Origin of the sequence: Emticicia sp. (genome assembly GCF_049241225.1) — a bacterium.
Lineage (GTDB): Bacteria > Bacteroidota > Bacteroidia > Cytophagales > Spirosomataceae > Emticicia.
On the sequence record NZ_JBMLRC010000221.1, the window covers coordinates 1 to 10,208 of the forward strand.

General features: G+C 34.8%; 11 protein-coding genes. 3 read left to right on the top strand and 8 right to left on the bottom strand.

The features are described 5' to 3' along the window. Positions 1 to 4: 4 nt before the first annotated feature. The 7 genes from ACOVO2_RS12420 to ACOVO2_RS12450 all read right to left on the bottom strand — a co-directional run bounded on the left by ACOVO2_RS12420 (position 5) and on the right by ACOVO2_RS12450 (position 4,776). Entirely contained in the window at positions 5 to 523 is a 519-nt protein-coding gene (locus ACOVO2_RS12420) for a hypothetical protein (RefSeq protein ID WP_421770286.1), read from the bottom strand. A gap of 132 nt (positions 524 to 655) precedes the next feature. Beyond that, positions 656 to 1,495: a hypothetical protein gene (locus tag ACOVO2_RS12425; RefSeq protein ID WP_421770287.1), complete on the bottom strand. Its 840-nt coding sequence runs from the start codon at positions 1,493 to 1,495 to the stop codon at positions 656 to 658. A gap of 10 nt (positions 1,496 to 1,505) precedes the next feature. Further along, positions 1,506 to 2,333: a tetratricopeptide repeat protein gene (locus ACOVO2_RS12430; protein ID WP_421770288.1), complete on the bottom strand. Its 828-nt coding sequence runs from the start codon at positions 2,331 to 2,333 to the stop codon at positions 1,506 to 1,508. Between the two features lie 2 nt (positions 2,334 to 2,335). Next, a complete protein-coding gene (gene yidD / locus ACOVO2_RS12435; protein ID WP_421770289.1) occupies positions 2,336 to 2,728 on the bottom strand; it encodes a membrane protein insertion efficiency factor YidD in 393 nt (130 codons plus the stop codon). Beyond that, positions 2,655 to 3,389 carry a hypothetical protein gene (locus tag ACOVO2_RS12440; RefSeq protein WP_421770290.1) on the bottom strand — a complete coding sequence of 245 codons (735 nt, stop codon included), beginning with the start codon at positions 3,387 to 3,389 and terminating at the stop codon, positions 2,655 to 2,657. The genes yidD and ACOVO2_RS12440 overlap by 74 nt, the downstream gene beginning before the upstream one ends. Before the next feature lie 39 nt (positions 3,390 to 3,428). Further along, the gene (locus ACOVO2_RS12445) at positions 3,429 to 4,064 is read right to left on the bottom strand and encodes a hypothetical protein (RefSeq protein ID WP_421770291.1); all 636 of its coding nucleotides are present in this window, start codon (positions 4,062 to 4,064) and stop codon (positions 3,429 to 3,431) included. Between the two features lie 88 nt (positions 4,065 to 4,152). After that, the gene (locus ACOVO2_RS12450; protein ID WP_421770292.1) at positions 4,153 to 4,776 is read right to left on the bottom strand and encodes a lipoprotein; all 624 of its coding nucleotides are present in this window, start codon (positions 4,774 to 4,776) and stop codon (positions 4,153 to 4,155) included. Between the two features lie 233 nt (positions 4,777 to 5,009). Here ACOVO2_RS12450 and ACOVO2_RS12455 point away from each other — a divergent pair, with 233 nt between their 5' ends. Next, positions 5,010 to 5,552 (top strand): nitroreductase family protein, encoded by a 543-nt coding sequence (locus ACOVO2_RS12455; RefSeq protein ID WP_421770293.1) that lies wholly within the window; start codon positions 5,010 to 5,012, stop codon positions 5,550 to 5,552. 135 nt (positions 5,553 to 5,687) lie between these two features. Here the strand turns inward: ACOVO2_RS12455 and msrA are convergent, their stop codons facing one another. After that, the gene (gene msrA / locus ACOVO2_RS12460) at positions 5,688 to 6,344 is read right to left on the bottom strand and encodes a peptide-methionine (S)-S-oxide reductase MsrA (protein ID WP_421770294.1); all 657 of its coding nucleotides are present in this window, start codon (positions 6,342 to 6,344) and stop codon (positions 5,688 to 5,690) included. 100 nt (positions 6,345 to 6,444) lie between these two features. On the opposite strand from msrA, the gene ACOVO2_RS12465 reads away from it, so the two are divergent. Both ACOVO2_RS12465 and ACOVO2_RS12470 read left to right on the top strand, forming a co-directional pair. After that, positions 6,445 to 7,335, top strand: a complete 891-nt coding sequence (locus ACOVO2_RS12465; protein WP_421770295.1) for a polyphosphate kinase 2 family protein — start codon at positions 6,445 to 6,447, stop codon at positions 7,333 to 7,335. A gap of 552 nt (positions 7,336 to 7,887) precedes the next feature. Further along, positions 7,888 to 10,208, top strand: a 2,321-nt coding sequence (locus tag ACOVO2_RS12470; protein ID WP_421770296.1) for a DEAD/DEAH box helicase, incomplete at its 3' end; no start/stop codon positions are given.

Below are 10,208 nucleotides of genomic sequence, written 5' to 3' on the forward strand. Positions count from 1 at the left end.
CTTATTAAAATTTGATTGAAATTCCAAGTGAACTATATGGCGTTCCTGCCTCGGCATATACAGCCATTTTCTCCTTAAAATAATATCTGGCTCCGATGAAACCGCCAATCATTGGTCTTACGTCTGCTTCGTTGTATATTGTTGAATAATCCGAACCATACTTTGCTAATCGCACTCCACCAACTCCTCCAATATATGGGTCAAGCTTTTCTTCGTTGATACCTATTTCTTTCAGATACTTTCCGAAATGCACAGCCCCTCTACCACCAACACCTACATACGTGATTCGAAAATTGCTCCCAAATCCATAACCATAACTGTAAGAAGAAACAGCACCAATTACACCTATGCTAATCAAATCAGAAACACCATAATCAACTGTGGCATTTGCCCCAATACCATAACCAGCCCCAACACCAACACTAAAGTTCTTTTGACCTTTTTCGAATGATTGTGCATGTATGTTTTCCGAATACAAGAAACATAATGCTGTAAGCAATAAAATTGAAAGTAATTTTTTCATGATAATTTTAATTTTTATGGACACATTTTTAAAGTCCGAAATTTAGACATTGGCACTTTCATAACAAAAGCAATGCAGGAGAAATGACCGAAAAATCAATTAAGCGGTCGGAAATACAAAAAACAAAGGATCTTACTTTGATATTTCGTCCAAAATTTGATTATAAACCTTCGAGCGGCGTTTCTTTTTTTCGTTGATAGTTATCTGCTCAGCCTTTTTATATCCTCCCATATAATATCTCTGAAACCAAGGAGCTGCCGTTACTAAAACATCAAAAGGACTTGTACTTCTGATCGCCGTTACGATTCCCCAAGTGGCAATGCCCACTGTAAGTATGATTGAGTTGGTTCCGTTTTTAATATCGCCCGCATAGAACTGTCCAAGACCAGGAATAATCATACTCATGATTCTTGCGGTACGTGGGTTTAATCTATTAATTTTTTCATTTTTGATGAATAGCTGTTCTATTTTTTTCTTTGATTCCGCATTTGTTGAGTCAATCAAAGACAAAAATTGTGTTTTTGCTAAATCGTATTTATCAATTGAGAAGTTTAAAACAGCAGAGTAGAATACTTTTTTATTGTTTTGTTCTGCGTTTAAGTTCGAAGGTAAATTAAGTAGTTCGATTTCGGCGTATTCAAAATTATTTAAAATCAAATAACACGACATTTTTCTGAATATCACCTCGGCCTTTGCACTATCAGTTTTTTGTTGAAAAAAAGCCAATTCATAATAATCGGCCGCTTCCTCAAACTGTTGTGTTTCGTAGAGACAATCTGCTATATTTTTATAACAATCTTTTCGGTAAATCTCTGCTTTATCGAAATAAATTACTCTTCTATACGTAATTCCAGCACCAGTATAATCTTTCTTTGCAAAGAGTTCATTCGCAAAATCGAAGCTTTGTTTTAGATCCTGCGAAAAGGAAATCCGTGGTATTAATATAAAAAGTATTAAAAGTATTTTTTGCATAATTATTAACTCAATAATAGCTATTAAAAAGATTCTCGATTTTGGTTCGTATACCTAAATGACTTTTTTTGTTGTAACCCTTAGCCGAAACAACTGAGCCGTAGATATTACCTAAATAAAAACCAAAGCCTATACCACCATAAATCCAGCCTCTGGTGCTATTGACTCCACTTTTATTAAAACCTCTTACTGATTGAAAAGCCATTGTACCGACAAAGAAGAGAGATACTATTCCATCTTTCCAATCTTTTACATACATACGCCCAGTACCCGGAATAATTGCCGACATAATACCCGCTACGGCCGGGCTTTTACGCTTGATTGCCATGGCTTGCTCGGCCAAGTCTTTATAATTTGTAGCTAATCGGTGATCTTCTGGTTTAACTGACTGAAGTATGGCATTGGCACTTTTATAATTATCTTGAAGAATATCAGAAGTAGCGGAAAGAATGGTTTTATCGGCAGCCGATAATTTCAAGTTAGAATCCCAAAAACTTTTGGCTGATTTATATTCAGATTTTAAAAGCAAAGTTCGCCCATATTCAACGGCTGATGAAGCACTCATTGTTGTCAGTTCAGGATATAGTTGTTTCCCACGGATGAGTGCCTCGTCATATTTTCCCGATCGACGATACATTGATAGGAGAGAGGTTTTTAAAGTATCGTTTTCAGGAGACATGAATGTCAGACGTTCAAACTCACGAGTTGCCAAATCGTATTGGCCTGACTTGGCTAAATATTCGGCAAATTTTTTTGTATTTTCAAAATTATAAAGGTCTTGAGAAAAGGCCTTTGTACTATAAATTATTATAAAAAGTATTAAAAGTTTTTTTTTCATTATTAAGGCTTATCTATCAGTAATTTCTCTTTAAAGTCAATTGCATATTTTTCGGGACTAAGACCATTACAGCGAGTGAGTCTATCCATTGTTTTTATTCCACCCATTACAACTCCGCTTTTTTTAACCGCCAAAATACCAAATTCTGAACAAGATGGCGTAAATGTACATACCGTTAGGTCTTGAGAAGAGAAAAAGGTTTTATAAAATAGAAATAAGCCCGAAAACAAATACTGAACCTCATTACGGTTACCTTTGGCTTCTTTGTATACCCTTTTTTGAGGAGTTTGAATTACTCCACGAAGTAAATTTACCTCTGCTTTACTTTGGGCTTTTAGCTGGAAGCTTAGACTTAGTGACAGCAGGAATAGGATAGTTATAGATTTCGTTTTCATCTTCTTGGTCTATGATAATGTTTTTATAGGTTGTTTGCTGAATATTCTGTGTTCCATCGGTGTTGTATGAAATCTGTGTCACCTGCTTCGGAAATTCAACACCATTGTAGTTTGAATAATCTTTGAAAAACTGCTGACTAAGCAACTTATCTTTAGGGTCATAAAAGGCAATCGCATCTAATTTTTTATTCACATTAGCCATTTTGATTTTTCCGAGAGTTTTCATCAATTGTTTTTCAATGACACTCCAAGTGGTGATTACCCTACCATCTTTATCTTTCTCTACTTTTGATATTTTATAAATTTTAGCCACGTTTCCAGAATTTAGTCCATAGTCTGCCAATTTCCCGGATAGAGCTAAATGAAAGATTGAGAATTCGTTTGAAGCCAATACGCTTTGAACTAACACACTATCTTTTGTAATTTTATAAAGGGTCGTATCTTTAATAATGATTGTTTCCTTTTGAGGAAAAGTAAGTTTATAAATTACTTTTAAGGATGTTTTATCATAATAAACTTTTCCCATAGTTAGGCGATACGAGCCATTTGAAAGCTTATCTTTTATTGATACATCGGCCTTAATTCTGTAAAATTGTTGGGCATTTGCAAACTGAACGCCCAACATGTATGTCAATAACAAAAGAAAAATGTTTTTTTTCATAGATTCGATTTTCAAATAAAATGCCTGCGAGTCTTGTTATTATAATGTTCCTGAACTCAATCCTATTGCAATCAGGACAATATAAATAACGGCCACAACACCACCAACCGTCAAACATCCATATAGAGCCTTTTTGGTTTGTTCTTTATCTTCTGTAAATATGTAGACAAGTAAGATACCCAATCCCCCCAAGAAACATCCCCACCAAAAGGCTGGAATATTCAATGGTAATTCATTATCTTTTGTAACATTGGCTAAAGTATTGGTGTCAAGTTCGATTTCTTTTAATAAGTCAGTATCTTTTATTGTATCAAAACTCGCATCCGTATTTTGTTCAACAAATGCCTCAACTTTATTGAGTTTTTCAAAATTGTAATTTATGCTTTCTTGATTGTATACTAAAACTTCATTCTCCGAAATATTATTATTCAAAGATACCGTTTCTTCGTTTGGTACTAAGACTTCAGAAGCTGCCAGTTGATTTGTTTTGTTAATATCGTTGGTTGTTGTGCTTATAGTTTCACTTTTAGTCTGATTAGCAACTTGACTTTGGGGTACCTTTCTCGAAGACTCAAAGTTTTCTACTTTACCTTTCTGTACATAAACAAATTGCTTTTGTTGACAAGAAGTAAGTGCTAAGACCAATGCAATGGTGGAAATAATTGTAGATTTCATAAATATTGGATTTTTGTGATTATCAAAAAAAACAAAAATAGCCCAATCTTTTGATTTGGGCTATTTTTATAGGTACTAATAATGATTTTTAAAATATAGAACCAACCGCAACAACATAAACTACCCATAGAACAGTCCAAGCTAAACAGCCATATAATGCCTTCTTAGTTTGTTCTTTGTCTTTGTCTGTAATTAAGTATACTGCCAAAACACCAAGTAAACCAAGTACACAACCCCACCAGAATGCAGGAATTCCTAATGGTAACTCTCCAGCAGCAACTGCATTTGTTACGTTTGTATCTAATTTTAAATCTTGAGTAAGCTCTGTATTTTGAACATCTTCAATTGTTACGCCTTCGTTTGCAGCAACAAATTCTTCTAATTTATTCAATTTTTCAAACTCTGCATTCACTGCTTGCTCATTGAAAGTCATTACTTGGCTTTCAGCAACTTCTGGAGCAGGAGTAGTTACTGTATTTAGAGAAGAAACTGCTACCGAATTATCTGCCGAAAGTGCGGTTTCAGTTGGAGCTACGATCGAAGCGGTTGCTTCTTCTACAACAGCTACTTCGGTAGTCGGCTGAGCAGCTACTGCTTGTTTTTTAGCAACTGCATAAGTTGGAGTGTTGCTTTTTTGGAAAGAAGCATATTCTTTCTTTTGGCAAGAAGCTAACACAACGATTGCAGAAAGGAATAGGATTAATTTTTTCATAGAACTAATGGTTTAAATGTGAAGAGAACAATTATTAGGTACAAAAATAAAATTTTAAATTGATTTACAAAGAGATATCAAACATAAAACTGTTTTTTTCTTAATAACTCAAAATAACATTTTGAATTGACCTATTTTTCATAAAGTACAAATCAACACAATAATTTTATCTTTGTGTTTTTTGATTCATAAAAATCCCAAAAAAATTTACTTAACGGTCAATAATTACTTTTATGGAATCCAAATACAAGCATTTAGAATATTCAAATCTATCTAATTTGAGTGAGGAAGTTTTGATTTCCCTATCGAAAGAAATGTTTCAGCACCTCAATCAGCGTCGCTCATTGAGATTCTTTTCTGATAAAACCTTTCCAGCAGAAGTAATTGAAAACTTGGTGATGGCTGCCTCAACCGCACCATCAGGAGCAAACAAACAACCGTGGACATTTTGTGTGGTATCGTCTCCCGAACTTAAAAGGCAAATTAGATTTGCTGCCGAAGAAGAAGAACGTATCAGTTATGAAAGTAGGATGTCGGAAGAGTGGAAACAAGACCTTATACCATTTGCCACGGATTGGCAAAAACCTTTTTTAGAAATTGCTCCGTATTTGATTATCGTTTTCAAGCGAGCGTACGAATTTGAAGTAGGAGGGAAGAAGCACCGAACTATTATGTCAATGAGTCGGTCGGGCTTGCGTGTGGATTTTTGCTTACGGCTATACATAAATTGGGCTTGGTTGCACTCACGCACACACCAAGCCCAATGGATTTTCTGACTAAGATTTTAAACCGTCCGTCTAACGAGCGTCCATTCTTATTAATACCTGTTGGTTATGCTGCCGATGACGCAACTGTACCTGATATTCAAAGAAAGAACAAAGAGGACGTACTTGTTTGGTACAAGTAATGTTTTACTTAATTCTATCGCTAAATACTTTTTTGAATTTTTCAACCTTTGGTTTTACTACCATTTGACAATAGGGATTATGCCCATTCAGATTGAAATAATCTTGGTGGTAATCTTCGGCTTTGTAGAAAACACTCGCTGGCTCGAAAGTCGTAACGATTGGGGCATCATAAGCACCTGACTGGCTCAATTCATCTTTAATGTTTTCGGCAATTTGCTTTTGAGTAGTATCATGATAAAATACTGCCGAGCGATATTGAGTACCAATATCTCCACCTTGACGATTAAGGGTTGTTGGGTCGTGAGTTTTCCAGAATACTTCCAATAGCTCTTCAAACGAAATAACATTAGGGTTGTATGTAATCTGACAAACTTCGGCATGGCCTGTCTGTCCTGTACATACATCTTTATATGTAGGGTTTTTGAGTGTACCGCCCATGTAGCCTGATTCTACTTTTTCAACACCTTTCAATTTCTGAAATACGGCCTCAACACACCAAAAACAACCCGCAGCCAAAGTGGCAACTTTATTTGTTGGTACTGCCGTATTTTCTACTTTTACATTTTCTTGATTCATTTTCTTAACTTTGTTTTTTACGACTTGGGCATTGGACAAATATCCAATGAACAGAAGTACAATTAGTGGTATATTGTATTTCATTTTAACAATTTACTTTTGGGTTATGTTTCCTTAAATCAAATTTTAAATTAACTCTTTCAGAAACCATCACGCTACATTGCATAGCAAAATCAACAATCCAATGAAGAAAATTGATATTGACGACTTTAAGTTTAACGGTAAACGAAAATTTTCGATAAAAAAATCTGAGACCAAAGTTAATGATTTTTATGATGATAAAGAAGACTATGAAATAGCTTTAAAATCGCTCCAAACCGAACTCGACGAGCTTCAAGAAAAAATGTTTGCTCATAATAGATATGGTTTGTTGGTTATTTTTCAGGCGATGGACGCCGCAGGAAAAGATGGAACATTGAAGGCTGTATTCTCTGGAGTTAATCCACAAGGCTTACGAATATACTCTTTTAAGCGTCCAACCGAAACCGAACTCGACCATGATTTTTTGTGGCGAACAAATATGCAACTTCCCGAACGTGGAACAATTACAGTTTTCAATCGTTCTTATTACGAAGAGGTTTTGGTAGTAAAAGTTCATCCCGAGATTCTTATTAATACGCAACGTCTACCAGCAGAAATCTCTGAGGATTTGGATAATGTATGGGAAAACCGCTATGAGGATATTGCCAATTTAGAAAAATACCTCACTCGAAATGGCATCCATGTTTTGAAGTTTTTTTTGAATGTTTCAAAAAAAGAACAATCTGAAAGATTGATTGAAAGGATTGAAGACCCTTCAAAAAATTGGAAGTTTGAAGAGCAAGATGTAAAGGAAAGAGAGTTCTGGAATGACTATCAATCGGCTTACGAAGATGCCATCAATGCCACTTCAACTGAGCAATGCCCTTGGTACATTATTCCAGCTGATGATAAGAAAAATATGCGATTGATTGTAGCGAGTATTCTTGCCAAAAAGCTAAAATCGCTTAACATGGATTATCCAAAATCGGATGCAGCAAGGCAAGCAACTTTGAAGGGTTTGATTGAAAAAATTCGATTACAAGACGGTGAATAATTTCGTTTAAAAACAAAATATATAATATAATACGATATTATCGAATGGAGTCATTTTTACATAAAATGCTTATAATAAATAAGTTATATACAAATAAGTGTAAAAAGTTATCAAATATCTAATTATTGCATATTTTTTCAACTTTGTGAGGAGCATAAAGAGCCGTTTTACTATATATGAGTTTATTTTCTGAAGATATTTTTGTCAAAAACCACAGATTTATCAAAATTGAATAGCCGAAATTTGAATTAACTAAATGAAAATTTCAGATAAATTTTATCTAACAAATTCAAATATATGATTTATATATATTTCGTATTAAAATATAATATAAAATATTTTACGATATTGAAATTTATCATATACCTTTCGTAAACAACTGATAACAAACAACTTATATCGAAATTTAAAAAAAATATCAAATTTATAATTTTCATATATTTTCTCAACTTTGAGGGCAATATTGAGGGTCGTTTTTTACATTTGTGTCAAATTTAGTAGGACGCAGAATTATATCTGCGTCCCTTTCGTATTTATAAAAGCATAATTAAAGTGAAAGCTCACGAATTATTAAAGATTTATGAAGAAGATAGTTTTATCAAAACTCTTCTTGCAGAAATAAAATCAAAAAAGAATGTTTACATCAAAGGTCTATCGGGGAGTTTAGATGCAATCATTGCTTCGGTCAATTATAAGGTAAATCCTCAACACAATATCTTTATTCTGAATGACAAAGAAGATGCGGCCTACTTCTATAACGACCTACAAAATTTGGTAGGAGAAGAGAACGTCTATCTTTTTCCGATGTCATATAAGAAGCCTTATTTATATGAAGAAATAGATAATGCCAATGTGTTACAACGTTCGGAGGTATTGAATCAACTAAACAATGAAAAGACCAATCTTTTAATCGTTACTTACCCCGAAGCTCTTTCAGAAAAAGTAATTAACAAAAAATCATTAATTGCCAACACGCTTCAAATCAAATTAGGAGAGAAGCTAGATGTTAGTTTTATTTCGGAGTTGCTGGTTTCGTATGATTTTGAAAAAACAGACTTCGTTTATGAGCCTGGGCAGTTTTCGATTCGTGGTGGTATTGTTGACATCTTCTCTTATGCTTCTGAGTTTCCTTGCCGTATCGAACTCTTCGGCGATGAAATTGATAGCCTCCGACTTTTCAATCCAGAGTCACAGCTTTCTATGCAATCTGTCAACCAAATCAATGTGATTCCTGACGTTCAGAACAAGTTAATTCAAGAAACAAGAGAATCTTTTTTTAATTTTATTCGTAATAAAAGTACTATATGGATAAAAGACGCAGAATATTCTTTAGAGTGTATGGAAGATTGTTTCAATAATGTTGAACAACAATTCCATAAAATACTCGAACAAAGTGGAGGAGTAAAAATTATTTTAAAGCCCGAAGAACTTTTTGAAACTCGAAGAACCTACCTCAACGAACTGAAAAAGTTTGATGTAATAGAATTTGGTACGAAGTCCTATTTCAAAGATTCTGAGAAAATGGTTTTTCCCTCCAAGAGTCAGCCTTCATTTAACAAGGATTTCAAGAGGCTTATTGATAATGTAAAAGAAAACCAACTCAATGGAATTTCGACACTTATTACCTCAGACTCGCTCAAGCAATTGAACAGACTTGAGTCTATTTTTGAAGAGATAGACCCTTTAACAAAATTTCAATCTTTGGAAATTTCTCTCCGTGCGGGTTTTATTGATGAGCTTACAAAAGTTGCTTGCTATACCGACCACCAAATTTTTGACCGTTATCACCGATTCAAAGTCCGTGATAAATTCAGTAAGTCAAAGGCTTTGACTTTGAAAGAATTAAAGTCACTCCAAACAGGCGATTTCGTTACACACATTGATTACGGCATCGGTCGATTTGTTGGTTTAGAAAAGATTATGGTTGGCGATAAAGAACAAGAAGCCGTAAGGTTGATTTATCGTGACAATGACATTTTACTCGTAAATATACATTCTTTACATAAAATTGCGAAGTATTCTGGTAAAGAAGGTGCTCCACCAACCATGAGTAAGTTGGGTTCGGGCGAGTGGGAAAATAAAAAATCGAAAGTCAAACGACAGGTAAAAGATATAGCCAAAGAGTTGATTGCCTTGTACGCCAAGCGTCGCCTTGCACCTGGCTTTCAGTTTTCAAAAGATGGTTTTATGCAAGCCGAGTTGGAGTCTTCGTTTCTTTATGAAGACACCCCCGACCAAGCAAAAGCAACGAGCGACGTTAAAGACGACATGGAAAAACCCTACCCAATGGATAGGTTGGTTTGTGGAGACGTTGGCTTTGGAAAAACCGAAATTGCTATTCGTGCAGCATTCAAGGCAGTAGCCGATAGTAAACAAGTTGCAGTATTAGTGCCGACCACAATTTTGGCTATGCAACACCACAAAACTTTTTCTGAGCGGCTATCTAAACTACCCGTAAATATTGAAGAAATTAGTCGCTTCCGAACAGCAAAAGAAATCACTCAAACACTAAAAAACATTAAGGAAGGTAAGACCGATATTCTTGTTGGCACGCACCGTATCCTTAATAAAGATATTGTATTCAAAGACCTCGGTTTATTGATTATTGATGAAGAACAAAAGTTTGGTGTAAAAGCCAAAGACCGTTTGAAAGAAATAAAACATAACGTCGATGTGTTAACTTTGACTGCCACGCCAATTCCGAGAACTTTACATTTTTCGTTACTGGGGGCAAGAGACTTATCTATTATTTCGACACCTCCACCAAACCGCCAACCTGTTACGACCGAGGTGCATGTTTTCAAAGAAGAACTTATCCGAGATGCTATCAGCTATGAGCTGAAACGTGGCGGACAAGTTTTTTTCGTACACAA

Bases quoted from the DNA above. Each gene is read 5' to 3' on its own strand.
- ACOVO2_RS12420 (WP_421770286.1), bottom strand. From the start codon at position 523: ATGAAAAAATTACTTTCAATTTTATTGCTTACAGCATTATGTTTCTTG.
- ACOVO2_RS12425 (WP_421770287.1), bottom strand. From the start codon at position 1,495: ATGCAAAAAATACTTTTAATACTTTTTATATTAATACCACGGATTTCC.
- ACOVO2_RS12430 (WP_421770288.1), bottom strand. From the start codon at position 2,333: ATGAAAAAAAAACTTTTAATACTTTTTATAATAATTTATAGTACAAAG.
- yidD (WP_421770289.1), bottom strand. From the start codon at position 2,728: ATGAAAACGAAATCTATAACTATCCTATTCCTGCTGTCACTAAGTCTA.
- ACOVO2_RS12440 (WP_421770290.1), bottom strand. From the start codon at position 3,389: ATGAAAAAAAACATTTTTCTTTTGTTATTGACATACATGTTGGGCGTT.
- ACOVO2_RS12445 (WP_421770291.1), bottom strand. From the start codon at position 4,064: ATGAAATCTACAATTATTTCCACCATTGCATTGGTCTTAGCACTTACT.
- ACOVO2_RS12450 (WP_421770292.1), bottom strand. From the start codon at position 4,776: ATGAAAAAATTAATCCTATTCCTTTCTGCAATCGTTGTGTTAGCTTCT.
- ACOVO2_RS12455 (WP_421770293.1), top strand. From the start codon at position 5,010: ATGGAATCCAAATACAAGCATTTAGAATATTCAAATCTATCTAATTTG.
- msrA (WP_421770294.1), bottom strand. From the start codon at position 6,344: ATGAAATACAATATACCACTAATTGTACTTCTGTTCATTGGATATTTG.
- ACOVO2_RS12465 (WP_421770295.1), top strand. From the start codon at position 6,445: ATGAAGAAAATTGATATTGACGACTTTAAGTTTAACGGTAAACGAAAA.